General features: G+C 62.8%; 26 protein-coding genes and 1 pseudogene. 13 read left to right on the forward strand and 14 right to left on the reverse strand.

Going from position 1 to position 23,254, the window contains the following annotated elements; translation table 11 throughout:
- Nucleotides 1–124: 124 nt before the first annotated feature.
- The 3 genes and pseudogenes from AC0L2U_RS33630 to AC0L2U_RS33640 all read right to left on the reverse strand — a co-directional run.
- Nucleotides 125–238 (reverse strand): annotated as a pseudogene (locus AC0L2U_RS33630) (NAD(P)-binding domain-containing protein); the annotation flags it as partial.
- Entirely contained in the window at nucleotides 235–1,446 is a 1,212-nt protein-coding gene (locus tag AC0L2U_RS33635; protein WP_473603555.1) for a mandelate racemase/muconate lactonizing enzyme family protein, read from the reverse strand. The gene AC0L2U_RS33635 and the pseudogene AC0L2U_RS33630, both read right to left, overlap by 4 nt.
- The gene (locus AC0L2U_RS33640; protein ID WP_473603557.1) at nucleotides 1,443–3,059 is read right to left on the reverse strand and encodes a GMC family oxidoreductase; all 1,617 of its coding nucleotides are present in this window, start codon (nucleotides 3,057–3,059) and stop codon (nucleotides 1,443–1,445) included. Before AC0L2U_RS33640 ends, AC0L2U_RS33635 begins: the two co-directional genes overlap by 4 nt.
- A 204-nt stretch (nucleotides 3,060–3,263) precedes the next feature.
- On the opposite strand from AC0L2U_RS33640, the gene AC0L2U_RS33645 reads away from it, so the two are divergent.
- The 3 genes from AC0L2U_RS33645 to AC0L2U_RS33655 all read left to right on the forward strand — a co-directional run bounded on the left by AC0L2U_RS33645 (nucleotide 3,264) and on the right by AC0L2U_RS33655 (nucleotide 5,233).
- The gene (locus tag AC0L2U_RS33645; RefSeq protein WP_127809558.1) at nucleotides 3,264–4,205 is read left to right on the forward strand and encodes a phosphoribosylaminoimidazolesuccinocarboxamide synthase; all 942 of its coding nucleotides are present in this window, start codon (nucleotides 3,264–3,266) and stop codon (nucleotides 4,203–4,205) included.
- A 312-nt stretch (nucleotides 4,206–4,517) separates the two neighbouring features.
- Nucleotides 4,518–4,913 carry an acyl-CoA thioesterase gene (locus tag AC0L2U_RS33650; RefSeq protein ID WP_023809765.1) on the forward strand — a complete coding sequence of 132 codons (396 nt, stop codon included), beginning with the start codon at nucleotides 4,518–4,520 and terminating at the stop codon, nucleotides 4,911–4,913.
- Between the two features lie 116 nt (nucleotides 4,914–5,029).
- Nucleotides 5,030–5,233, forward strand: coding sequence for a hypothetical protein (locus AC0L2U_RS33655; protein WP_127271958.1), 204 nt, complete (start codon nucleotides 5,030–5,032; stop codon nucleotides 5,231–5,233).
- Nucleotides 5,234–5,383: 150 nt separating this feature from the next.
- Here AC0L2U_RS33655 and AC0L2U_RS33660 read toward each other — a convergent pair whose 3' ends face one another.
- Nucleotides 5,384–5,752, reverse strand: coding sequence for a winged helix-turn-helix transcriptional regulator (locus AC0L2U_RS33660; protein ID WP_164781857.1), 369 nt, complete (start codon nucleotides 5,750–5,752; stop codon nucleotides 5,384–5,386).
- A gap of 89 nt (nucleotides 5,753–5,841) precedes the next feature.
- Here AC0L2U_RS33660 and AC0L2U_RS33665 point away from each other — a divergent pair, with 89 nt between their 5' ends.
- Nucleotides 5,842–6,447 carry an NADPH-dependent FMN reductase gene (locus tag AC0L2U_RS33665; protein ID WP_127809560.1) on the forward strand — a complete coding sequence of 202 codons (606 nt, stop codon included), beginning with the start codon at nucleotides 5,842–5,844 and terminating at the stop codon, nucleotides 6,445–6,447.
- A gap of 60 nt (nucleotides 6,448–6,507) precedes the next feature.
- Here the strand turns inward: AC0L2U_RS33665 and AC0L2U_RS33670 are convergent, their stop codons facing one another.
- Nucleotides 6,508–7,317, reverse strand: coding sequence for an MBL fold metallo-hydrolase (locus tag AC0L2U_RS33670; RefSeq protein ID WP_127809561.1), 810 nt, complete (start codon nucleotides 7,315–7,317; stop codon nucleotides 6,508–6,510).
- A 279-nt stretch (nucleotides 7,318–7,596) separates the two neighbouring features.
- Here AC0L2U_RS33670 and AC0L2U_RS33675 point away from each other — a divergent pair, with 279 nt between their 5' ends.
- Nucleotides 7,597–8,523, forward strand: coding sequence for a DMT family transporter (locus tag AC0L2U_RS33675; protein WP_127809562.1), 927 nt, complete (start codon nucleotides 7,597–7,599; stop codon nucleotides 8,521–8,523).
- A 10-nt stretch (nucleotides 8,524–8,533) separates the two neighbouring features.
- On the opposite strand, the gene AC0L2U_RS33680 is transcribed toward AC0L2U_RS33675, so the two are convergent.
- A complete protein-coding gene (locus AC0L2U_RS33680; protein ID WP_473603558.1) occupies nucleotides 8,534–9,442 on the reverse strand; it encodes an alpha/beta fold hydrolase in 909 nt (302 codons plus the stop codon).
- Between the two features lie 174 nt (nucleotides 9,443–9,616).
- Here AC0L2U_RS33680 and AC0L2U_RS33685 point away from each other — a divergent pair, with 174 nt between their 5' ends.
- Nucleotides 9,617–10,156 carry a CGNR zinc finger domain-containing protein gene (locus AC0L2U_RS33685; protein WP_245481681.1) on the forward strand — a complete coding sequence of 180 codons (540 nt, stop codon included), beginning with the start codon at nucleotides 9,617–9,619 and terminating at the stop codon, nucleotides 10,154–10,156.
- A 50-nt stretch (nucleotides 10,157–10,206) separates the two neighbouring features.
- Here the strand turns inward: AC0L2U_RS33685 and AC0L2U_RS33690 are convergent, their stop codons facing one another.
- Complete coding sequence (locus AC0L2U_RS33690) at nucleotides 10,207–11,715, reverse strand: winged helix-turn-helix domain-containing tetratricopeptide repeat protein (protein ID WP_127809563.1); 1,509 nt, start codon at nucleotides 11,713–11,715, stop codon at nucleotides 10,207–10,209.
- A gap of 230 nt (nucleotides 11,716–11,945) precedes the next feature.
- On the opposite strand from AC0L2U_RS33690, the gene AC0L2U_RS33695 reads away from it, so the two are divergent.
- The gene (locus AC0L2U_RS33695; protein WP_127398419.1) at nucleotides 11,946–12,200 is read left to right on the forward strand and encodes a DUF1127 domain-containing protein; all 255 of its coding nucleotides are present in this window, start codon (nucleotides 11,946–11,948) and stop codon (nucleotides 12,198–12,200) included.
- A gap of 82 nt (nucleotides 12,201–12,282) precedes the next feature.
- Here the strand turns inward: AC0L2U_RS33695 and AC0L2U_RS33700 are convergent, their stop codons facing one another.
- Entirely contained in the window at nucleotides 12,283–12,636 is a 354-nt protein-coding gene (locus tag AC0L2U_RS33700) for a winged helix-turn-helix transcriptional regulator (RefSeq protein ID WP_127270482.1), read from the reverse strand.
- Between the two features lie 129 nt (nucleotides 12,637–12,765).
- On the opposite strand from AC0L2U_RS33700, the gene AC0L2U_RS33705 reads away from it, so the two are divergent.
- The gene (locus tag AC0L2U_RS33705) at nucleotides 12,766–13,650 is read left to right on the forward strand and encodes an NAD(P)-dependent oxidoreductase (RefSeq protein WP_127398417.1); all 885 of its coding nucleotides are present in this window, start codon (nucleotides 12,766–12,768) and stop codon (nucleotides 13,648–13,650) included.
- A 1-nt stretch (nucleotide 13,651) separates the two neighbouring features.
- Nucleotides 13,652–14,044, forward strand: coding sequence for a nuclear transport factor 2 family protein (locus AC0L2U_RS33710; RefSeq protein ID WP_127809565.1), 393 nt, complete (start codon nucleotides 13,652–13,654; stop codon nucleotides 14,042–14,044).
- 27 nt (nucleotides 14,045–14,071) lie between these two features.
- On the opposite strand, the gene AC0L2U_RS33715 is transcribed toward AC0L2U_RS33710, so the two are convergent.
- Together AC0L2U_RS33715 and AC0L2U_RS33720 are read right to left on the reverse strand one after the other, a co-directional pair.
- Nucleotides 14,072–15,382, reverse strand: a complete 1,311-nt coding sequence (locus tag AC0L2U_RS33715) for a hemolysin family protein (protein ID WP_127295019.1) — start codon at nucleotides 15,380–15,382, stop codon at nucleotides 14,072–14,074.
- 75 nt (nucleotides 15,383–15,457) lie between these two features.
- Nucleotides 15,458–16,372, reverse strand: a complete 915-nt coding sequence (locus tag AC0L2U_RS33720; RefSeq protein WP_127398337.1) for a LysR family transcriptional regulator — start codon at nucleotides 16,370–16,372, stop codon at nucleotides 15,458–15,460.
- A 127-nt stretch (nucleotides 16,373–16,499) separates the two neighbouring features.
- On the opposite strand from AC0L2U_RS33720, the gene AC0L2U_RS33725 reads away from it, so the two are divergent.
- Entirely contained in the window at nucleotides 16,500–17,522 is a 1,023-nt protein-coding gene (locus AC0L2U_RS33725; protein WP_127398339.1) for a zinc-dependent alcohol dehydrogenase family protein, read from the forward strand.
- Nucleotides 17,523–17,534: 12 nt separating this feature from the next.
- Here the strand turns inward: AC0L2U_RS33725 and AC0L2U_RS33730 are convergent, their stop codons facing one another.
- Nucleotides 17,535–18,242 carry an LssY C-terminal domain-containing protein gene (locus tag AC0L2U_RS33730; protein WP_128288190.1) on the reverse strand — a complete coding sequence of 236 codons (708 nt, stop codon included), beginning with the start codon at nucleotides 18,240–18,242 and terminating at the stop codon, nucleotides 17,535–17,537.
- 109 nt (nucleotides 18,243–18,351) lie between these two features.
- On the opposite strand from AC0L2U_RS33730, the gene AC0L2U_RS33735 reads away from it, so the two are divergent.
- Nucleotides 18,352–19,065, forward strand: coding sequence for a gamma-glutamylcyclotransferase (locus AC0L2U_RS33735; protein WP_127809568.1), 714 nt, complete (start codon nucleotides 18,352–18,354; stop codon nucleotides 19,063–19,065).
- Between the two features lie 12 nt (nucleotides 19,066–19,077).
- On the opposite strand, the gene AC0L2U_RS33740 is transcribed toward AC0L2U_RS33735, so the two are convergent.
- The 3 genes from AC0L2U_RS33740 to AC0L2U_RS33750 form a co-directional block, all read right to left on the reverse strand.
- Nucleotides 19,078–19,884: an extensin-like domain-containing protein gene (locus AC0L2U_RS33740; RefSeq protein ID WP_127396635.1), complete on the reverse strand. Its 807-nt coding sequence runs from the start codon at nucleotides 19,882–19,884 to the stop codon at nucleotides 19,078–19,080.
- 116 nt (nucleotides 19,885–20,000) lie between these two features.
- A complete protein-coding gene (locus AC0L2U_RS33745; RefSeq protein WP_473603560.1) occupies nucleotides 20,001–21,059 on the reverse strand; it encodes an extensin-like domain-containing protein in 1,059 nt (352 codons plus the stop codon).
- 186 nt (nucleotides 21,060–21,245) lie between these two features.
- Nucleotides 21,246–21,671: a DUF3775 domain-containing protein gene (locus tag AC0L2U_RS33750; protein WP_292141805.1), complete on the reverse strand. Its 426-nt coding sequence runs from the start codon at nucleotides 21,669–21,671 to the stop codon at nucleotides 21,246–21,248.
- A 141-nt stretch (nucleotides 21,672–21,812) separates the two neighbouring features.
- Here AC0L2U_RS33750 and AC0L2U_RS33755 point away from each other — a divergent pair, with 141 nt between their 5' ends.
- Both AC0L2U_RS33755 and greA read left to right on the forward strand, forming a co-directional pair.
- A complete protein-coding gene (locus AC0L2U_RS33755) occupies nucleotides 21,813–22,352 on the forward strand; it encodes a tetratricopeptide repeat protein (RefSeq protein WP_127270421.1) in 540 nt (179 codons plus the stop codon).
- Nucleotides 22,353–22,622: 270 nt separating this feature from the next.
- The gene (greA, locus tag AC0L2U_RS33760) at nucleotides 22,623–23,096 is read left to right on the forward strand and encodes a transcription elongation factor GreA (protein ID WP_013530066.1); all 474 of its coding nucleotides are present in this window, start codon (nucleotides 22,623–22,625) and stop codon (nucleotides 23,094–23,096) included.
- Nucleotides 23,097–23,254: the final 158 nt, after the last annotated feature.

Below are 23,254 nucleotides of genomic sequence, written 5' to 3' on the forward strand. Positions count from 1 at the left end.
CGCCCCCCCCCCCCCCGGCTCCCCCCCCGTGCGGGGGGGGGGGGGGGGGGGGGGGGGGGCGGGGGGGGGGGGGGGCGGGGGGGGGGGGGGGGGGGGGGGGCCCCCCCCCCCCCCCCCGCCCCCCCACGGCGGCGGGATCACGGTCGAAGACCGTGACGGCAAAGCCGTTGCGGATCAGGCTGGCGGCAAGGTTGCCGCCGAGATGGCCGAGACCGATGAAGGCGTAGCTTTCGTTCACGGCATCAGCGGCGTCTGCATCATCTGCAGATGCAGGTCCTTGCCCGTGTAAGGGTGTGCTTCGCAGACCGCCTCGTTGAGCTCGACGCCGAGGCCGGGCTCCTTCGACGGGATGACATTGCCGTCCTGCCACTCGATCTTTTTCTTCAGCAGCGTGGCGTGGAAACCGTCCCACTGCTTCAGCGATTCGAGGATGAGGAAGTTGGGCAGCGTCACCGCCAGTTGGATGTTGGCCGCACCCACGATCGGTCCGCAATAGCAATGCGGTGCGATCTGGATGTGGTAGGCCTCGGCCATCGCCGCGATCTTCTTGGTCTCGAGGATGCCGCCGGAGCGGCCGAGGTCCGGCTGCAGGATGGTCGCGGCGCGGTTCTCGATGACGCGGGCGAACTCGAACTTGGTCGTCAGCCGCTCGCCGGTGGCGATCGGGATCGAGGTCGCGCGGGCGACCTGCGCCATCACTTCGGGCATGTCGGGCGGCACCGGCTCCTCGAACCACAAGGGATCGTAGGGCTCGATGGCGCGCGCCATGCGCAGCGCGCCGGACGCTGTGAACTGGCCGTGCGTGCCGAACAGGATGTCGGCTCGGGTGCCGACCGCCTCGCGGATCGCCTTGATCATGCGGGTGGACAGGTCGATATCGACGAGGCGCGGCTGATGGCCGTCGAAGGCGGTGTAGGGGCCGGCGGGGTCGAGCTTGACGGCATTGAAACCCTGCTCGACATATTCGAGCGCACAGGCAGCGGCGAAATCTGGATCGTTGTAGACGTTCTTGCCGTGCGCATCCTCGGAATGGACGCTGCCGCTGTGCGGATAGAGATAGGTGTAGGAACGCAGCGTTTCGTGCACCTGGCCGCCGAGCAGTTTATAGACCGGCTTGTCGGCTTCCTTGCCGATAATGTCCCAGCAGGCCATTTCCAGCGCCGAGAAGCAGCCCATGCCGGACACATCCGGGCGTTGGGTGAAGCCGGACGAATAAGCGCGGCGGAAGAAATTCTCGATGTCGTGCGGGTCGCGGCCGATGAGATAGCGCTCGGCCATGTCCTCGACCATGCGGGCGGTAACATGGGCCGAGAAGGTGGCGTTGTAGGCCTCGCCATAGCCGACGACGCCGCCGTCGGTGGTCAGCTTGACGAAAATGAAATACTTGCCGCCGATGCCCGGCGGCGGGTTGCCGACAACCCAGGTCTTGACGTCGTTGATCTTCATTCTTGGTCCTCCAGAACCAGTTCGGCGCCTTTCCAACCGGTCATGATCGAGGCGGCGTTGGTGTTGCCGGTGATGTTGTCGGGAAAGATCGAGGCATCGATGACGCGCAAACCTTCCAGACCATGCACCTTGAGGCGCGGGTCGACGACGGCGCGCGCGGGATCCGGCCCCATGCGGCAGGTCGAGACCGGGTGATAGACGGTGCCCGAGCGTTTCCGGAAATCCTGGATCAGATCGGCGTCTGAAGTGATTGAAGGACCAGGCAAAACCTCTTCCTCGATGATCTCGGCCATGGCAGGCATCGAGGCGATCTTGCGCACGAATTTCACCGCCGCCAGCATCTCCTCGACATCGGCATTGGTGGAGTAGGCATTGGCCGTTATCCTGGGGTAGTCGCGCGGATTGGCTGAGCGGATCATGATCTCGCCACGGCTCGACGGGCGGCAGTTGGACAGGCCGATGGAAAAGCCCGGCCATGGGTCCGGCGTCAGGATGGGGCGCTCGCCGCTCTTGGGAATGACGGTCGAGAAGGCCTGGAAATAGAGCTGCATGTTGGGCCGCGTCGCCGCAGGGTCGGTGCGGAAGAAGCCGCCGGCATTGTTCATCGACAGCGACAGCGGGCCGGAGCGGGTCAGGATATACTGCATGCCAACCAGCAGCTTGCCCCACCAGGGGCGCAGCGTCTGGTTGAGCGTCGGCAGCTTGCCCTTGAAGGTGTAGTTGATGCCGACATGGTCCTGCAGATGCGCGCCGACATTCTCGTTGGCATGGACGACGGGAATGCCCAGGCCTTTGAGCAGGGCGGATGGGCCGACGCCGGACAGCTGCAGCAATTGCGGCGAGTTGACCGAACCGCCCGACAGGATGATTTCGCGGCCCGCACGCGCCGTCTTCATCTCGCCGTTCTGCAGATATTCGACGCCGACGGCACGCTTGCCCTCGAACAGGATTTTTGTCGCCAGCGCCTTCATCTCGACGCGGACATTCCCGCGCTTCATCGCCGGGCGCAGGAAAGCGCGCGCCGCCGACATGCGGCGGCCATCGCGGGTCGAGATCTGGTAGATGCCGACGCCCTCCTGGGCGGCGCCGTTGAAATCCGGGTTGAGCGGCAGGCCGGCCTGCTGGCCGGCGGCGAGATAGCGCCTGGTCAGCGGGTGGACGGCGTTAGAACAGTCTGTGACATGCAGCGGGCCGCCGACACCGCGCCATCGGTCGGCGCCGGCCTGGTTGTCCTCGAGCGCCTTGAAGGTGGGCAGCAGATCGTCATAGCCCCAGCCGGGATTGCCGGCGGCTGCCCAGGCATCGAAATCCTCGCGCGCGCCCCTGATCCAGACCATGGCGTTGATCGAGCTCGAACCGCCGAGCAGCTTGCCGCGCGGCCAGTGATCGGCATTGCCGGCGAGGCCCGGATCCGGCTCGGCCTTGTAGTTCCAGTTGACGTCGGGATCGAAGAAGGTCTTGCCGTAGCCGAGCGGCATCTGGACGTAGAAGCGGCGGTCGGTGCCGCCGGCCTCCAGCACCAGCACCGAGAAGCGTCCCGAGGCCGAGAGTTTTTCGGCCAGGACCGAGCCGGCCGAGCCGGAGCCGACGATGATGAAATCATAGGTCTGCATGATGATGCGGGCGGCTCCGGAAAATTGGCTGCAGCCTAGACGCGGCGGCGCTCCCAAGTCGCCGCGCCTTCCGGCATCAGTTGTGAAAAAAGCGACCGCCGAACTGGCCGGGTTTGCGGGGATACCCGACAATCGCGCTTGATATGCACCGGGGCGACAGCTTATGCGATGGGATCGGCCACCTTGCGGAAGGCAGGAAATCATATGCGGACCCTTCCTGACGCGTTCATTCCCGAACTGCCGGGCCACTACAGCGGCAAGGTCCGCGAGAACTATGACCTTGCGGATGGCCGGCGCATCATCATCGCCACCGACCGGCTCAGTGCCTTCGACACCATCCTGACGTCGATCCCCTGCAAGGGCGAGATCCTTACTCAGACGGCGCGCTACTGGTTCGAGGAAACCGCCGACATCTGCCCGAACCATGTTCTCGAATACCCCGACCCGAACGTCGTCGTCGGCACAAGGCTCGACATCCTGCCGGTCGAGATCGTCGTGCGTGGCTATCTGGCCGGAACCACCAGCACCTCGATCCTGACGCGCTACAAGCGCGGTGACCGCGACATGTATGGCATCCGCCTGCCGGATGGCCTGCGCGACAATGAAAGACTGGCGGAGCCGATCATCACGCCGACCAGCAAGGCCGCGCATGGCGGCCATGACGAACCGCTGTCCAAAGCCGAGATTCTCGAGCAGGGTCTTCTCACGCAGGCGCAGTGGGATACCGTATCGGACTACGCCTTGCGGCTGTTCGCCCGCGGCCAGCAGCGCGCCACTGAGCGCGGCCTGATCCTGGCCGACACGAAATACGAATTCGGCACCGACAAGGACGGGACCATCATTCTTGCCGACGAAATCCACACGCCCGACAGCAGCCGGTACTGGATCGCGTCGAGTTACGGACAGGCGCTTGCCGACGGCAGCCGGCCGGAGAGTTTTGACAAGGATTTCATCCGCTCATGGGTCTCGGCGCGCTGCGATCCCTACAACGACCCGATTCCAGAGATACCCGACGAGATCGTCGAACAGGCTTCGCGGGTTTACGCGCAGGCTTATGAGGCGATCACGGGCAAGGAATTCGTGCCCGATGTTTCCGGGGATACGGTGCTGGATCGCATCAGAGCTAACCTTGCAGGTTATTTTTGAGAGGTGCCCCTCTCAGCTAACGCCTGGTCTTAAGCCGCGCAGTCGACCCCACTCCGTCGAGCTTCGCTCGCCACCTCTCCCCCGATCGACGGGGTAGAGGAAGGGCGCGAGCTTGGGGTGGCGCTGCGAAGCAGCGACGGAGTGGGGGAAGCCCCCTCCAAAACCCGAAGCCGCTGAAAATCAGGCACAACCGCGCGAATGCCAGGGTTAGCCTATGGCCATGGAGGCCAGGAAACAGCAGCTGCGGCGCGTTGACCTGATCCTGCAGCGGCGATACGGATCGATGATCATCACCTCACAAGGATTTCTCGCATGGTGCACTACGCTGAAGGACGGCCGCTTGGCGATCTGACGCTGCGCACCCTGGCCATGCCTTCGGACGCCAATGCGGCCGGCGACATTTTCGGCGGCTGGGTGATGGCGCAGATGGACCTGGCCTGCGGCATCCGCGCCGCCGAGCGCGCCAAGGGCCGCGTGGTGACGGCGGCGGTCAAGGAAATGTCCTTCGCCAAGCCGATGAAGATCGGCGACACGCTGTGCATCTACACCCATGTCGAGCGCGTCGGCCGCACCTCGATGACGCTCAAGGTCGAAGCCTGGGCGCAGCGCTACCTCTCCGACCTGATGGAGAAGGTCACCCATGCCGATTTCGTCATGGTGGCGCTGGATGGCGAGGGCAAGCCGAAAGCGGTTCCTGCCGAAAGCTGACGCGAGCCGTTTTTCCCACGCTTGGTCATTTGTAACATGCCTCTCCGGGGAGACACGTTTCGCGACATCCGATGGTTGCCTCCAAGCCCGATCCTGCTGCAATCGGAGGAGAGACAATGCGTCAACATCTGCTGAACGGTTGGCTCGTGGCAGCCCTGGTCGCGACGACCTGCCTGCTCGGCGTGACCGCCTACGCGGAGGTGAAGGAAGATATCTCGCGCAGTGCCTGCACGCATGGGGAACAGGCTCCCGGCAAGCAGGGCGCACGGTGTGATAGCTGTGGCGCCGCGCGATGCGATGTCCGCGCATCAGGAGCCTGAGCGGCAGCCGTCAGGAGACGGAATGAGCGGCAATCCGCCAGCCGACACGGCGCGTGCATCCGGGCAACGATCCGCACAGCCGAGATAGAATTTCCGATCAGACAAGCCGGATGTTGCGTGCCGGGCTGGATCCCTTGCGGTGCAAGGGTTTCAGGCGTGCGTGCCGTCGAATTTTTCGCGCGCAGCCTTGACGCGCATGGTGTTCGCGCGCGCCCATTCGCTCAGTGCGCTGACGGGGATCAGCAGCTCGTGGCCGAGCTCGGTCAGCTCATAATCGACGCGCGGTGGAATGGTTGGAAACACGGTGCGGGTGACGAAGCCGTCACGCTCCAGCCCGCGCAAGGTGGTGGTCAGCATCTTCTGCGAGATGCCGCCGACGGCAGCGCGCAATTCGTTGAAACGCAGCGGTCCGTCGCCCAGCTTGCCGACGACCAGAACGGTCCATTTGTCGCCGACGCGCTGCAGGATTTCCGAGATGGCGCGGCAGTCTTCGGAGCGGTGTGGGTGCCTCGGTAACAAAAAAGTGCCTTCTTGTGCATCGCGTTTCCAGTATCTCATATAGCGCAGGTATCCAAATGATACCAGTACTTCGTGCAAGGAGAGCCCTTATGTCCAAACCCAAAATTGCCATCGTCGTCGGATCGACGCGCGCCGCTCGTTTCGCCGATGTGCCAACCCAGTGGATCGCCAAGATCGCCAAGTCGCATGCCGACATCGATGTCGAGGTCGTCGACCTGCGCGACTTCCCGCTGCCGTTCTTCGACGAGGTCGCATCCTCCGCCTGGGCGCCGTCGCAGAACGAAGTGGCACAGCGCTGGCAGAAGAAGGTCGCCGAATTCGACGGCTTCATCTTCACCGCCGCCGAATACAATCATGGCCCGACGGCCGTGCTGAAGAACGCCATCGACTACGCCGCCAATGAATGGAACAAGAAGTCGGCCGGCTTCGTCGGTTATGGCAGCGTCGGCGGCTCGCGTGCCGTCGAACAGCTTAGACTGTATGCCGTCGAATTGCAGATGGCGCCGGTCAAGTCGGCCGTCCATATCGCCTGGGGCGATTTCCTCGCCGTCCGCCAGGGCGAGAAGAAGCTGGAAGACCTCGAGCATCTGAACCAGGCCGCCACCGCGCTGGTCAACGATGTTGCGTGGTGGGCCAAGGTGCTCAAGGCAGCGCGTCAAGCCGACGCCGTTGCCGACGAAGTCAAGGCGGCCTGACCGCCAATTCGAATTATCCTCCCAAGGATCCAGGGCGGCGCTTGCGTCGCCCTTTTTCGATTATAGCGGCTCGAATTGAAAGCTGGCGCCGGATCGGACGACGCGGCCGATGCCGGGCGAATCCAGATGCGCGCCGGCAACGAAACAATGTTCGTCGGCTGCAAGCGCCAGCAACCGCAACCGGCTTTCGCGCGCCTGGTCCTGATCGGCGTCGAATTCCCACGTCACCTCAGGTCGATCGAACTGAAGCGATGGGACGTGAACGGTGTCACCCCAAATCAGAACGCGTTCGCCGCCGCTCGAAACGCAAAAGCAGCTATGTCCCGCTTCATGGCCATGAGCGTCGACAATGTCGACATGTGTCCCGATACGGTCTCCGGCTTCGAAGGCTTCTGCCATGCCGTGAAATCGTTCGAGCCGCGCTTCGGCGCGAAAAAAGCCGAGTTCTTCCCCGGGAACGAGCAAGCGCGCCAGGCGCGGGAAAGCGTCGCGGCCGTCGGCAAGCACAAGACCATGGATGTGGTCGAGATGCGTGTGGGTGAAGCAGACGGTACGGACTCGTCCGGCATCGATGCCGGCTTCGTCCAGCGCCTCGGGAAGTCGGCCCATGGTGGGATGCCAGGCGTTCGAGGCGCCGGTGTCGATCAGGATGATCCCGTTTCCATCGTCAATCGCGAAGGCATTGACGGAAAGCCTGAGTTGACCAGCAACCAACGCGACTTGTTGCGGCAATTCATCGCCAAATGGCTTGTCGCCGCGTTGCCGAAGCCGTCCGATCGGCATGTCGACATAGCCATCGCGCAAGGAGGTGATGCGCAAGTCACCAAGATCGTAGGTCTGATAAAGGTCGCCTGAAGCTATGCGTCGCATTTTTTCCGATCCGTCTGTAAACAATCGACAACATGCGACGGGCCAGTGGCAACCCGCCCCGTCAATTCGATCTATGCCATGTGTGCGTGCGTCGCCTGCCGTGACCGGATGATGCAGTCGGCGAGGCGGTCTGCCTCGTCCAACTCGTCGGTATGGTGCTGATATCCGGATGTCGCGAAAGCCGCGAACACGACGCCAATCGGGGTTGGACTGCTACATCGACGGGACTGCCATCTGGTCGCGCCCTTTGCCCTGATATATCCGGCTGCAATCCGTCACATGAGTGAAGCCGTGAAGACATCCAGCCTGACCGGCGCCGTTTCCCCGATGATCCCGGTGCTCGTATGCGCGCTGGCGATCTTCCTGCTGTCCGGGATGGATGCAGCGATGAAGATCCTGGTCATCGCGGTCGGCGTCTACAACACCTTGCTGTGGCGCAGCATGGTCGCGACCGTGGTCGCGGGCGCGGCCTGGCTGGCGGGACCGCGCTTAAAGCCAACCGTTCCGGTGCTGAGGCTGCATGCGCTGCGTGCCGCGGTTGTCGGCGTCGTCCTGATATCCTTCTTCTGGGGCTTGGCCAGGCTGCCGCTCGCGGAGGCGATCGGGCTCAGTTTCGTGGCGCCCTTGTTTGCCCTGTTTCTCGCCGCGCTACTGCTGGGCGAACGGATTCGGCGCCAGGCTGTCTGGGCATCGCTGGCCGGCATTGCCGGCGTCGCCATCATCATGGCCGGCCAGTTCGGGCAGTCAGACTATTCGCAAGATGCCATGCTCGGCACGGCGGCGGTGCTCGTATCGACGGTGTTCTACGGCTACAATCTCATCCTCGCCCGGCAACAGGCGCAGTTGGCCAAGCCGATCGAGATCATGCTGTTCCAGAACCTTTGCGTTGCCATCCTGCTCGGCCTCGCGGCACCCTGGCTCGCCGTCGCCCTGCCGAGTAATCTTTGGCTTCCTTTGGCCGGGGTGACGGTGCTGTCGCTTGCCGGGCAGTTCCTGATGAGTTGGTCCTACGCCCGCGCCGAAGCGCAATATCTGATCCCGACGGAATACTCGGCCTTCATCTGGGCGGTCGCGCTCGGCTGGTTCTTCTTCGGCGAGGAGGCGACCTGGACCACCTTGACCGGAGCATGCCTGATCGTCGCCGGCTGCCTGATCGCCGCGCGGGCCAATCCCAGGCTTGCCGAGCCCATCGAAATGGCGGTTTGAGCGCCGACGTTCAGCGTCCTGCAGGATCGCGAAAGACCCCAGTCTCCACCTCGTGCATGAAGTGAGCGATGAGAGCCGCGCATTGGCGATGATGCGTTTCGAGAAGCATGTGTCCGCTCTCAAAGACATGGATTTCGACTGCGTCGAGGTCGCGGCTGTAGGCCATGATCTCGTCCAGCGCGAAGAAGGCGTCGTGCCGTCCCCACAGCACGAGGCATGCTGGCTGTTGGTCGCGGAGATAGGCTTGGATGGCCGGGAAGCGCGCGATGTGCGAGCCATAATCGGTGAAGAGTTCGAACTGAATGTCGGTGTTGCCGGGCCTCGCCAGGCGCTCCGTATCGAGATACCAACCCTCGGGCGGAAACAACACCTTCAGACGCTCGGGGAGACCGCCGATATATTGATTTCGGGTCCCCTCGAAATTCATCCAGTCCGGCAGTTTGGCGCGGTTTTCTTCAGTCGGTTCGGCGAAGAATGCCTTCGGCGCGTCCCATTCCGGTCCCAGCCCCTCGTCATGAGCATTGCTGTCCTGCGCGATCAGGCCGAGGATGCGATCCGGCTGCCGTGTGGCGAGATGGTAGCCGACAGGCGTGCCGAAGTCGGTGATGTAGAGGAAGAATCGCTGCATGCCGAGGGCCTCGACGAAGGCTTCGATCGTGTTGGCCAGGTTCTCGAACGTGTAGTCATAGGCATCGATGGAAGGGGCGGACGAAAAGCCGAAACCGGGCAGGTCCGGCGCCACCACATAGGCTGTTTCCGCCAGCGGTTCGATGACATTGCGATAGACGTACGACGAAGTCGGATATCCGTGCAGCAGCAGGATTGCCGGTCTGCCGGGGTCGCCGGCATGACGGTAGAAGATGTCGAGGCCGTCGACATTGATGGTTTCGTGGTAGGTCTTGTAACGATTGCTGCACATCCTCTCTCTCCCAGTGGTCCGCGCCGACCTGGCGGCGCTATGGGTTTGACACCACATATCCCTGTGATAGTGGTTACATCATGTAACCGTATAATGCGGTTGATGAGGTTATGTTCCATGGGCGATGCATACACCGAATGGGTGCCGGATCACTTCATAGGCGGGCATCCCGCCTTGGACCTGTCGAACGCCGTGTTCGACCGGCGGGTGCCGGCAGCAGACAATGAACTCTTCAAATCCGTCCGGGATGTTGCGAACTGGTTCAGCGCCTCAGGGCTTGCCGACGATCGCCAGGCGCAGGCCGTTGCCGAGATAGCGGACGGGCGGTTCGTGGAAGGTGTCCGCGAAATGCGGGAGGCGTCATTTCAGGTTTTCGAGCCAATCGCCGCGGGCAAACCGTCTGCGGTCGAACCGCTCGGTTTGTTGTTCTCGCGCACGGCAAGCTCGCTTGCCGCCGGCTCTATCGAACTGGATGGCACCAGGCCGAAGCTTGCCCTTGCCCGGTGGCGGGACCCGGACGCCGTCACCGCCTTGCTGGCCATGCTGTCCATTGAAGCGTTCTTCACCCTGCCGCGCGACAGGCTGCATTCCTGCCCTCGCTGTGGCTGGCTTTTCCTCGATACGTCGCGAGGCGGCAAGCGGCGCTGGTGCAGCATGCGCACCTGCGGCAACCGCGAGAAGGTCTCGCGCCACCGAGATCATGCCCATGCCTAGACCCGGGTTAGCCACGTCGTTTTGCTGCGGGCAGGCCGAATACCGGCGCGTCACTCCGGAAGACCGGCCTTGCGAAAACCATCGACGAAATGCTCGAGCGTAGCGGCGTCGCGGAATGGCTCGGTCGTCGCCCAGTGATGGGTTGTGAAATGCGGGTTGCCGACGAGAAACAGCTCGGCCTCCGCGCGCGCCTCGTCGAGCCGGCCGAGTTGGGCCAGGCTTGCGGCCAGGAAACGGCGTGAGCTTGTGCGATAGGTCTCGTCACGGCGCAACGTCTCGATAGCGGCTTGGTAGTCGCGCGCCGCATATTGCGCCTGGCCGAGCGTCAGATAGTACCAGCTCGCTGGAAACGGGTTCAGCCGGAACGCCTTGCTGATGTGCTCGAGGCCCTCTTCGACCCGGCCGGACAGGACGGCGATGTCGGACAATGCCGCCCAGGTGTCGGCCTCGTTCGGGTCGAGCTCGATCGCCTTGGCGAATTCCGCATCCGCTTCAGTGAAACTGCGCTCATAGGCAAGCAGATAAGCCAGGATCCAGCGACAGCCGGCATCGTTGGGATCGATCGCCACGGCCTTGCGCGCCAGCTCCAGGGCAACGCTGCGGGCAGCCTCGGTTGGTCCGCCCCAATGCACCTGTCCCATCCAGTGGTTCATGGCAAGCCAGCGATAGGGCTCGGCGTAATCAGGATCGAGCGACACCGCGCGCGTCAGCATCAGATGCGCTTCCTGCGCCATCTGCGGCGAGTCGTCGATCAGCTTGCGCGCCCGCACGCAGAGGTCATAGGCCTCCAGATTTCGCGGCCGATTGCGCGGCGGCGGCGCGCGCAGCCGGCCAAGCAGCGCTTCCACGATCTTGGCCGTCACCTCGTCCTGAACGGCAAAGATATCCTCCAGGCCGCGATCGAAGCGTTCCGCCCACAGATGATCGCCGCTCACCGCGTCGACCAGCTGTGCGTTGATGCGCACGCGCCCCGCGGCGCGTCGTGCGCTGCCTTCCAGCAGGTAGCGCACGCCAAGATCCCCGGCGATCTCGCGCACGTCCATCGCTTTTCCCTTATAGGCAAAGGTCGAGTTGCGGGCGATGACGAACAGGCCGGAGATCCTGGACAGGTCGGTGATGAGGTCTTCGGTCAACCCGTCCACGAAGGAATCCTGCTCGGGATCGTTGCTGAAATTGACGAAGGGCAGCACGGCTATCGATGGTTTGTCGGGCAGCGGCAAGGGTTTTCGCTTGGCCTCGCCGAGCTGTTCGACGGCCCCCGTGAAACGGTAGCCGACGCGCGGAACGGTGGATATCCATTCGCCGTTCTCGCCGACAGGACCAAGCAGCTTGCGCAACTGCGCGATCTGGACGGTGAGGTTGCCTTCCTCCACGGCCGTGCCCGGCCATGCAGCGTCCATCAACTCGGCCTTCCCCAAGATTTCACCGGGCCGCCCGACGAGTGCTGCAAGCAGGCTCAGCCCGCGATAGCCAACGGCAACGGGGACGTCGTTCCGAAGCAGCGTTCCCGCACCCGGATCAAGCACGAACGGACCAAAGGCAAAACGCGATCCCTGCATAGGCGCATCTATAGAGCAATTCCAGGAAAAGTGTGAAGCGGTTTTCTGTTCGGAATTGCGTCAAAACAAAGGGTTAGAGTAGTTTGCCGGTTCCGTGAGCCGGTGAACTGCTCTAGCTCGTTTGGAAGTTTTGAGAACTATTTGGGAGGGCTTAATTACGGCGCCGTCCGTATCGCGCAGAATTCAACCTCATCGAGAGCCCCAGGCCCTCAAACCATATGGAGGTTGCCATGACCAATACACTTGCATCAGCCCAGCGTTGTGCAGCGCGAGCGGGAACGCCCGTGCGGCCGGCATCGCGCCGGCTCCTGAAGACCCTGCGAAGCATCATAGCGAGTTGGCACGATCGGATCTGGCGCGAACGGATACGCTTTCGCTGGCAACTCAGGCAGATGTCGAAGGACAATCCGCATCTGATCGACGATATCGGCCTGACGATACAGCAGGTCGAGGGAGAGATCGCCAAGCCCTTCTGGGAACGATAGAGCGAATGCCGCAATTGCGTCGGGCGTCAGCGCACCGCCTCGCGATGGGCGCCCAAACCGAGGTCGCTTTGGGCGATATGCATCAGAGGGCATCCATATGTACGCCATTGGTAATCTGAGTGCAGCCGGGCAGGCCGAATTGCTCGGCCCACAGACATAGTGAACCTGCTGCTGCGTTGAGCGCCGCGCCGCGTTCTGTCAGCGAATAGACTACCTTCGCTGGAACCACGGAAAAGACCTTGCGGTCGACAAGGCCGTCCGCCTCCAGTTCTCGCAATTGTTGCGCCAGCATCTTTTCACTGATGCCAGAGAGCGCCTGCTTCAATCGACCAAATCTGCGCGACGCCGTTCCGAGCTCGCAAAGGATATCTACTTTCCACTTTCCTTCGACCATCCTGACGGCCGCTGCAAAGCCATTGTCCGCGGAATTGTTCATCGCGCGTTCCTTACCTTCTGGTGACCACTTACGCCCGGGTGCGTATCGCGCGCCGCTCGTTTTGACATACCTCTCAAGACGATCACAGCAAAACGCGGTCTGACGCCGCCAATTGATATGGAGTGTGGAATGAAGCTTTCAATCACGGTTATTGGAACGGGCCGTATGGGCTCGGCGCTCGCCGGCAGCCTGCTTCAGTCTGGATATCCGACGACTGTCTGGAACAGAACCAGACAGAAGACCGATCCACTCGCCAGGCTGGGCGCAATCGTCGCGTCCTCCGTGGAGGAAGCCGTGAACGCAGGCGAGATCATCATTGTGAATGTCAGCGACTATGAGGCGACAAAAGCGCTTCTCCACAGTGACGCCATCGCCTCAGCCATTCGCGGCAAGCTGATCGTGGAGTTGACTTCCGGGACGCCAAATGGCGCACGGGAAGCCGCTGAATGGTATAGGGAGCACGGCGCAAGCTACCTTGATGGCGCGATCATGGCGACGCCGGATTATATCGGCACGGACGCCGGAACCATCCTGCTTGCCGGGCCAAGGGCGGCTTTCGACACGAACCGCGATGTGTTTCGCGCTTTGGGTGGCAATGTTCAGCATGTTGGCGAAGAACCAGGGCGTGCGAACGGGCTCGATAGCGCACTACTGGCTCTCATGTGGGGCGCTCTGTTCGGGACGCTCCATGCGATCGCCGTGTCGCAGGCCGAAGAGATCGAACTCGGTGAACTGGCGCGGCAGTGGTCCGCGACGGCGCCGGTCATTGACGGCCTGGTGACCGACCTCATCAAGCGGACGAGCGCTGGCCGATTTGCCAGCGATAACGAAACGCTCTCGTCGATCTCGGCGCACCACGGCGCAATGCAGCATCTATTGGAGTTGATGCAGTTCCGCGAAATCGACCGTTCAATAGTCGATGGTTATGATGCGATATTCAAACGGGCCATAGCGGCGGGCCACCTGCACGATGATTTCGCCGCGCTCTCGCAATTTCTGGCGACAGGGAAGTAGCATGCCTTTGACGCATCTCATCGATAAGTATTGTGCATCGTGGTCCACCGAAAACGCCGAGAAGCGGCGGGCGTCGCTGTTATCGATCTTGAGCGATGGCGCGACGTATACCGATCCAACCGTTCACGCCGTTGGTGCCGAAGAACTTCTAGCCCACATTGCAGGAATTCAGAGCAAGTATCCGGGTGCATGCATTCTGCGGACCAGCAACGTGGATGTTCATCACGGCGTTGCGCGCTTCGCGTGGAAGTTTGTGATGCCTGACGGTTCGTCTTTGCCCGAGGGCCTGGACATCGCTTTTCTGGATGAGGAGCAGAAACGGATAACGCGCATCATTGGCTTCTTCGGTTTGTTGAAACCAGCTCGATCTCTGGCAGAGGGCGGCGTCAGCTAACCGGTCAAGAGCTGACATTCGAACATGTCAGCGCACCGCCTCGCGGTGGGCGCCGGGCAGGCGGGTGGCGATCAGCTTGTCGATGCGGCGGCCGTCGAGATCGACCACCTCGAAGCGCCAGCCCTGCGCGTCGACGCATTCGCCGGTCGCCGGCAGATGATGCATGTGCGACAGCACATAACCGGCGACGGTTTCGTAATCGCGGTTTTCCGGCAGGTCGATGCCGAGAATGTCGGCCATCTCGTCGGCCTGCATGTAGCCGGCGAGCAGCCACGAGCCGTCCTCGCGCTTGACCGCGTTTTCCTCATCGCCGGCGTCGGTGTCGGCGCGGAACACGCCGGTGATGGCTTCCAGAATGTCGGCCGGGGTGACGATGCCTTCGAAATGGCCGTATTCGTCATGCACCAGCGCCATCGGCACGTCGGATTCCTTCAGCTTCTGCAGCACATCCAGCGCGTCGGCCTGGTCGTAGACGATGGGGGCTGCGCGCACATGCCTGCGCGGGTCGAGAACGCGGCCGGCAAGCAACGCGGCCAGCACGTCACGCGTCTGGACGACGCCGACCATGACGTCGACGCCGCCGTCGCCTGCCGGCAGGCGCGAATGCTGGGTTTCCATGAGCAGCTTGCGGATGGCCGCCTCGTCGGATTGCAGATTGATCCAGTCTACTTCGGTGCGCGGCGTCATCACCGCGCGCACGGCGCGGTCGCCAAGCCGCATGACGCCGGCGATCATGCGCCGCTCGTCGGATTCGATGGTGCCGTGATGCTCGGCCTCGGCGACCAGCATCTTGATCTCCTCATCGGTGACCTTCTCCTCGCTTTCGCCGCGCTGGCCGAGCAGCCACAGGATGGTGCGGCCGGAGAAATCGAGCAGGAAGACCAGCGGCGCCGAGACGGTGGCGAGGATGGTCATTGCCGGAGCGACCCTGGCGGCGACCCGCTCGGGGTCACGCAACGCGATCTGCTTTGGCACCAGTTCGCCGACGATCAGCGAGAAATAGGTGATGATGGCGACGACGATGCCGACGCCGAGCGGATCGGCGACGGTCTCGCGGATGCCGGTCGAGGCCAGGAACTGCGCCAGCCGTTCGCCGAGCGTGGCGCCGGAAAAGGCGCCGGAGAGGACGCCGACCAGGGTGATGCCGATCTGCACCGAGGACAGGAACTTGCCGGGATTGGAACCCAACTCGAGCGCGCGGCCGGCGCCATTGATGCCGCGGTCGATCATCGCTTTCAGGCGGGCCGGTCGCGACGAGACGATGGCAAGTTCGGACATCGACAGAAGGCCGTTCACACAGATGAGGACGACCACGATAGCGATTTCTACGTATAACATGAGCGGTCAATAGCATTGCGGTGCGGTCTTCGAAAATAGTCCGACGTGATTTTTGAGAAATGACCGGCATTTCGGTCACGCGGCATCCCAGGGCGGCGTCGAAAAATGTTCGACGAGGGCGTCGACGACAACCCGTACCTTTGGCGTGAGCGCGCGCGTTACCGGCCAGACGGCATGCACGACGATGTTCTCGACCAGGCAGTCCGACAGCACCATTTCGAGATCGCCGCTTTTGAGGCTGTCGGCGGCCAGCCATGTCGGCAGGAAGGCGATGCCGCAGCCGGCGAGCGCTGCATCCAGCATCGGTTCGCCATGGCCGAGAACGAGTCGCGCCTTGGGCATGAAGGTTGCGAGATGGCCGTCGGAATGCCTGATCACCCAGGGCCGGACGATGCCCTCGCGACCGTAGCCAATGACGCTGTGATCGGCGAGATCCTCGACCGATTGCGGCCGGCCATGCCTGTCGAGATAGTCGGGAGCCGCGCATATGGCCGAGCGCTGGGCGTAGAGGCGCCTGGCCGCAAGCGACAGGCTGTCGTCGAGTTCGCCCATGCGGATCGCCAGGTCGATGCCCTCCTCGATCAGGTCGACGCGGCGGTCATTGAAGGAGACTTCCACCGTCAGGTCCGGAAATTTCCTCGAAATCTCGAACAGCACGGGCGCGACGCAGCGTCGGCCGAAGGCCAGCGGCACGTCGATCCGAAGCCGGCCAGACGGGACCTGACGGCGCGAGGCAAGCAGCGACTGTGCGGCTTCGATCTCGGCAAGGGCCCGGACGCAGGCTTCATAATAGCTGACGCCTTCGCTGGTCGGGCTGAGGCTGCGGGTGGTGCGGTTCAGCAAGCGAACGCCGAGTCTCTGCTCCAGCTGCGCGATCGATTTGCCGATCGCCGACTTCGTCACATGCAGCCGCTCGCCGGCTCTGGTGAAGCTGCCGGCCTCCACCGCCTGTACAAACGCGACGATGCCTTGCAGGTCGGCCGTTTCCATGGCGATTTCCTATTGTCGACTTTTGATCCGCAATCGGTGTCAAATTATACCACACCGAAGCACTATTTTCTATAGTCGAAAGGCATAAATGTCTCGCCTGGCATCAACGCACGGAGCGCGACACGACATGAGCACCCCAATCAACAGATCCTGGCAGATGAGCGGTTTTGGCCTGTCGAGGCTAAGCCAGGTGGAAGGCAAGGTGCCCGGGCCAGGGCCGCACGATTTGCTGGTGCGGACCAAGGCCGTGTCGCTCAACTACAAGGATAAGATGATCGTAGACGGCGTGCTGATCCCCGACCTTGCCTTTCCCTTCGTGCCGACATCCGACGCGGTGGGTGAAGTGGTGGCCGTCGGCAGTGCGGTCAGCCGCTTTCAGGTCGGCCAGCGCGTGCTCGGCCAGGTGATCGCCGATTGGCCGGATGGCGACGCACCGCCGGTGCTGCATAAGCACACGCTGGGCTCGTCGCTGTCGGGAATGCTTTCCGACCATGTCATCTTCGGCGAGGACGCCGCGGTGCTGGCGCCGCCATCGCTCGGCGACATCGAGGCCGCGACATTGCCGATCGCGGCGCTGACAGCCTGGTTCGCCATGGCGGAAGCGACCAGACCGGTGCCGGGCCAGACCATTCTGATCCAGGGCACCGGCGGCGTGTCGCTGTTTGCGCTGCAGTTCGCCACCGCGTTCGGCCTGCGCGCCATCGTCACCTCAAGCAGCGATGAAAAGCTTGAGCGGGCGAGAAAGCTCGGCGCCTGGCAAGGGATCAACTACCGCACGCAACCGGCCTGGGATGAGGCCGTGCGTGAGCTGACGAATGGGCTGGGCGTCAACCACGTGCTGGAAATGGTCGGCGGCGATAATGCACGGCGATCGCTGAATGCGCTTGCCGCCGACGGTCGGCTGTCGATCATCGGCCTGTTGGGCGCGATGGAGCTCAGCTTCCCTATCATGCCCTTCATGCGCAACCGCATCACCGTGCAGGGCCTGTCGGTTGGCCATCGCCGCGCCTTCGAACGTATGAATCAGGCGATCGAGGCGCTGGCGATCAAGCCGGTCATCGACAAGCTCTTTGGCTTCGACGAGGTGCCGCAAGCCTTGCAGCATCTGGAGAAAGGGCCGTTCGGCAAGATCGTGATCACCACGAACTGACTTTTGCGATGGTCAGGGCAACTGCTTCAACACGCCGACAATTGCCTCGCCATCCGTGAAATAGGGATCGCCGCCGCCATTGCGTCCCGTACTGGTGGCGCCGACGCCCGATATATCGCTGGTCGAGATCAGCGTGCCGGCGGTGGCCAGGTCGCGCATCAGGAAATCGCGCTCGGCGTCGATGTCGGGGCCGATATGGTGGGTGACGGCGCCGGTGTCGTGGCTGAGGCCGACGCCGCGATCGAAGCTGGCCGAGCCCAGCCACAGCGGCCGGCCATCGTCGCCGCTTGCATCGGTCTGCCAGAAGCGGACATGATGCCGGCGGTCGGCGCTGAGGCCCTCCGGCTTCTCGAAGGCGAGATCCTGGGCGCGGCCATCGAACAGCAGCCTGCTGACCGGCGCATCGGGGTAGGGGTGGTCGAACAGCACGCTTTCACCAATCTCGATCGCGGTCTTCAGGGTCACGGCGTCGGCGGTGTCCCAGCCGGCGACGGCGAAGGCGTGCACTACTTCCTTTCGCGTACCGACAAGACCGACATTGATGGGATCGCCCGGAATGCCTTGTGGCGTGTGCGTCACCATCTCGAAGCTGTGCTTGCGAAAGCCGCGATCGCGGAACGTCCAGAATTCCGGTGCGGCGAAATAGGCGAGCGCCAGATAGGCGGCCAGCAAGGTCGCCACCCAGATTGCAACGCGTCGCCGAAAACTTCGCTGGCTCATGAACGCCGCCCGATCCGTGCGGTATCTGTTGCCTGACGGACCCTGGAAATCAATGGCCAGCAGCGCGCCGCCGGTCTATCGTGGGCATCGTTTCCTCGCGGGGGCAGCAATGGAGCGGAAGCTGGCAGGCCGCAAGCCAATGGCGTTGACCGCCGAGCTTGTCGCGCAAGTTGAGCGTGTCGAGCCTGATCCCGGGCCAGAGCCCGGAACCAGCGAGCACACCGATGCGGAGTTCGATGGCCTGGTCGACAAGCTGCTATCGCAGCATCGTCCCGAGACGCTTTGGGTCTTTGCCTACGGGTCGTTGATCTGGAACCCCGAATTCGCCCATGTCGAGCAGCGCCCGGCCACGGCGCCGGGATGGCACCGCTCGTTTTGCCTGAAACTGACCCGCTGGCGCGGAACCCGCGATTTGCCGGCCCTGATGCTGGCGCTCGATCGAGGCGGCAGCTGCAACGGCATCGTCTATCGGCTGCCCGCGGAAGATCATTTCGGGCAACTCGGCCAGTTGATGCGCCGCGAGATCGATGCCAACCCGCCAACCAACGTGCCATGCTGGATCAAGGTCAAGACCAGGGACGGGCCGCTGCGTGCCTTGGCTTTCGTCGCCGCGCCGGACGGCAGCGCCTATGCCGGCCGGTTGCCGTTGGAGCAGGTTGCCGACACTCTGGCGCGGGCTGCCGGTCATTGGGGCTCTTCGGCGCAGTATTTGTTCAGGACCGTGAGCAAGCTTGAAGAGAGCGGCATCCGCGACCGGAATCTCTGGCGCATCCAGGACTTGGTTGCACGGCAGATCGCCGCTTCAACCGGTGGCGCCGATTAGGCTGATCTCTTCCTAACGGCAGGCGCGATAACCGTTTTTGCGGTTCTTGATGTCGAAATGGAAATGGTTGCGGTGGTCGTAATTGTAGCCGGGGCCGAGCACGGTGGTGAAGTACTGGCAGCCGTCGGCGCGCACATTGTTGAGGAAGCCGCGGGTGCGGAAAGCGAACAGGCCGGGCTTACGCACGTCAATGTCGTCGCCATTGTTGAGTTCGATGCTCATGACGTCGAGCGCATTTCCCTTGCCATGCTCGGACAGGACACCTTCGCCGGCAATCCTGCGGCAGGAATAGCTGGAGCCCTGGTGGATGGTCTTGACGTCGGAGAAATAGCGCCAGCGGGCGGAGGGGACGAGCTCGTTCTTCGTCCAGCCGGCAAAGGTGGCGGCCATGTCGCAGGTCAGGGTTGCCGCGGGTTTCATCTGGATGTTGCCGATGGCCGAAACCTTGACCGGATAATCGATGCCGCACTGGCCTTCATGGATCGGCGCCAGGTCGGTGTAGGCGACATCGAGACGCTTCAATTGCTGCCGGCAGTCGGTTTCGCTGGCCGGCATCTGCTCGACGGGCGACATCGGCTCGTCCATGCGCGGATAGGCGGCCTGCGTCATGTATGGATTGGAAGGGACAAGCTTCTGCATGCCGGCATATTGCGGCACGGCAGCCGTCTGCGCGCCGACGTCGACGGCTGGCTGCAGCGACAGCACACTACCGGTGTTGCAGGCGGAAAGCGCCGCCAGCGCCAGGCCGGCGGTCAGCATTGCTGCATATTTTGTCTGGCGCGCGGTGGCGAAAAACAAGGCCCGAAATTTGCCGGCCATTGGCGGAATCCCGTTGATGGATATCCGGCATTTTAACGATCAAGGGTAAAGGAAAACTCAGCGCCCGCGTTCATGCCTGCGGCCGAATTGCGGCACGCGGCCTGGATCAGCCATGCTCACTGGCAGAACGTGCCGCCATGCCGGCGCGGTTCGAGATCGAGATGGAAATGCAGGGAGTGATCAGGATCGGCGCCTGGACCGAGCACCGTCTTGAAGGGTCCACAGGCCGCCTTGCGCACGGCGTTGAGGAATTTGGCGTCCTTCTCCGGCGGCGCCGGGCCGACCTCGATCTTCTTGCCGTCCGACAGCGTGAAGCTGGCGATGTCGAGCGCGTTGCCAAAGGCGTGTTCCGACAGTTCTCGGGTGCCGTTGCGTGGCCGGCAGACAAAGGCCGATGCCTGGCCGATCGATTTCAGGTCCTCACCGAATTCGGCTTTCGCCGCCGGCTGGATGACATCGGCGGCAAAACGCGCCGTTGCCTCGGCCATTTTGCAATTGAGCTCGGTTCCGGGGCCGATGGCGACGGACTTTCCAAGGTCCTTCAGCACGATGGGATAGGGGATCGAACAGCCGATTTCGGGCTGGCTTTCCGCCTTGTGTTCTTCGAATTCGACGCCGAGCGTCTTCAGCCGTTCGCGGCAGGCGACTTCCTCGGCTGGCATTTTCTCATCGGGGAGATCGGCCGAGCGCGTATCGGGCAGCATCTTCTTCTCGTCCGCGTCCGCCGGCTTTTGCGGCGGTTGCGGGGCAACGGTGGGCGGCTGAGCCTCGGGCTCCGCGATGTCCGGTTTTGGCGTCGGCGTTGGCGCGACCGCCGGCGGTTCCGGCTCGCTTTTCGTATCGGTTGAGGGTTCGGGAACCGGCGGTTCGGGAAGTGCCTGCTTTTCCTGGCGGGATTTTTCTTCAGGGTTACGGTCGGGCGCGCCGGCGGTGTTCGGACCTTTCTTCTGCTCCCCGGTCTTTGCTGCGTCGGCCTTTGGAGTGTCCGTCGGGCGTGGCTCGGGCACCGGAATATTGGGTCCAGGCACCGGAACATCGGCAGGCAAGGGCAGCCGCAACTGCGTTTTCTGCTGTGTCTGCTTCGGCGTCACCGACCGGTGTCTTCGTGGTTTCAGGTGCTTTCCGCCTCGCTGTTTGAGGCGCTGTTCGGCTCGTGGAGTCAACGGCTGCTCTATCCTCGGCGTCAACGGCTCGTGATGCCGATGGCGATGTCTCGCCTCGGCCGGCATCATCAGCAAGGCCGTGACGGCCATGACGAACAAGATCCTGAACGTTCGGGAAAAGATAAGCGACCCCATCGCCGTCAACGGCGCCGACGCAAGGTGGTTGCCTCGGCCGCATCACGAACGGTAACCGCTCCGTTACGCACCGATCGCTTCCAGCCCTTCCTCCAGCCAGTCGGCGAGCAGCGGCATGCCAAGCAGGTATTTTGCGGTGCGCTTGTTGGCGCGTTCGCGCGCGGCCGCCAGCGCGTCCGCCCATTCGGTGGCGTCGTAGTCGCCGCGACCGACCCAGGCGAGCGCGATCAGTTCGGCTGCTTCATCGACATTGAGGTCGTTGATCAGTTCGCGCAGCTCTTCCTCGGTCAGATTCTCGGAGCTTTCCTCGGCAAGGCCGTCATGGTGATGGTTGACACGGGACTCGCCGTCGAGCTCGACCTCATGCTCGGCGCCATCGGCATAGTCTTCATTGACGGCCGCACTCAGCGCCTTGGCCTTGAGGATGAACAGGCGCACAGTGTCGGGGCCGATCGAAAGCTCCCAGTCCTTTTCAAGCCGCCGCTGCAAGGGCCGTCTCCCTCAGGTCGTTTGCCGGATGATAGCGGATTTGCGGCATCCGTCACCTGATGTTCTCCGCACGCAATTTTCCGGGATGAAACGCAAGCCGACCGGCGTTAGTATTGCATTCTCACCCTCCAGGAGGCTTCGATGCATAAAAGAGTGCTGATCCAGGTGGCGACTGCCCTTGTCGCGCTGCAGTTCCTTGCCGTTCCAGTGTTCGCCGCCGGCGGTGACAGTGGCGGCAGCGATCAGACGGTCACCCAATGCAAGAAGGGCGAAGTCTGGGACAAGAAGAAGAAAAAGTGCGTCGCACCCCAGGAGGGCATGCTCGACGACGACAGCATCTATGATGCTGGCCACGCGTTGGCGATGGCCGGGCGCTATGACGAGGCGATCGCCGTGCTCAGCCTTGCCGCCAACAAGCAGGATCCGCGCATCCTCAACTATCTCGGCTATTCGCACCGCCATTCCGGCCGCGTCACCGTCGGCCTCGGCTATTACGAGGAAGCGCTGCGCATCGATCCGAACTACACGCTGGTGCGTGAATACCTCGGCGAAGCGCATCTGCAGATCGGCGATCTGGCCGGCGCCCGGCAACAGCTGATGGAAATCGAGAAGCGGACCGGCAAGGGTTCGCGCGAATATGGCATGCTGGCCGAGCAGATCGACCATTTCATGAGAAGCTAAAAAGATCCCAGGGCTCTTCCAAGCGGCCGCGAGCGATCGCGGCCGCTTTTTGTTGCCCCCAGCCTCATTCACGCCCTGGCTGATGAAAACGGGGATGATTTTAGCAAAACCGATTTTTGGGCGTGAAAAACCCGCTGACATTGCTATATTCAGGGAAATTGCGGTGAAACGGTTCCGTTAGCCCGAGGCTGCCGGACCCGTTTTCTTTTTGTACCCATCGACAAGGCTTTCCCCGAAACGCGGGGGTGGCAGCAGGAAAGGTCAGGCATCATGAACAAGGTCCCGATGACAGGCGAGGGGTTCGCGTCATTGAAGGAAGAACTGCGCTGGCGCCAGCAGGAAGAGCGGCCGCGCATCATCGAGGCGATCTCCGAAGCGCGCTCGCATGGCGACCTGTCCGAAAATGCCGAATATCATGCCGCCAAGGAGGCGCAGAGCCTTAACGAGGGCCGCGTCAACGAGCTTGAAGATTATATCGCGCGGGCCGAAGTGATCGACGTCAGCAAGCTCAGCGGCGACAAGATCAAGTTCGGCGCCACCGTGGTGCTGGTCGACGAGGACACCGAGGAAAAGAAGACTTACCGGATCGTCGGCGACCAGGAGGCGGACGTGAAGTCCGGCCGCATCTCGATCTCCTCGCCGATCGCGCGTGCGCTCATCGGCAAGGAAGTCGGCGACGCCATCGAAGTCAATGCGCCCGGCGGTGCCAGGGGGTATGAGATCGTCCAAGTGCAGTTCATCTAGGGAATTTGAGGGGGGCGGCTGCGACTTTTAAGCTGAGGTTTGCGCCGCCCCTCATTGCCCTGCCGGGCATTTCTCCCCGTCTAGTGACGGGGAGAAAGACGTTGTTGTCCGAACCGGATAGATAGGTAACAGAATGGACTGATTAGATGGGTGACAGT

The sequence above is a fragment of the Mesorhizobium sp. WSM4808 genome, assembly GCF_055811675.1.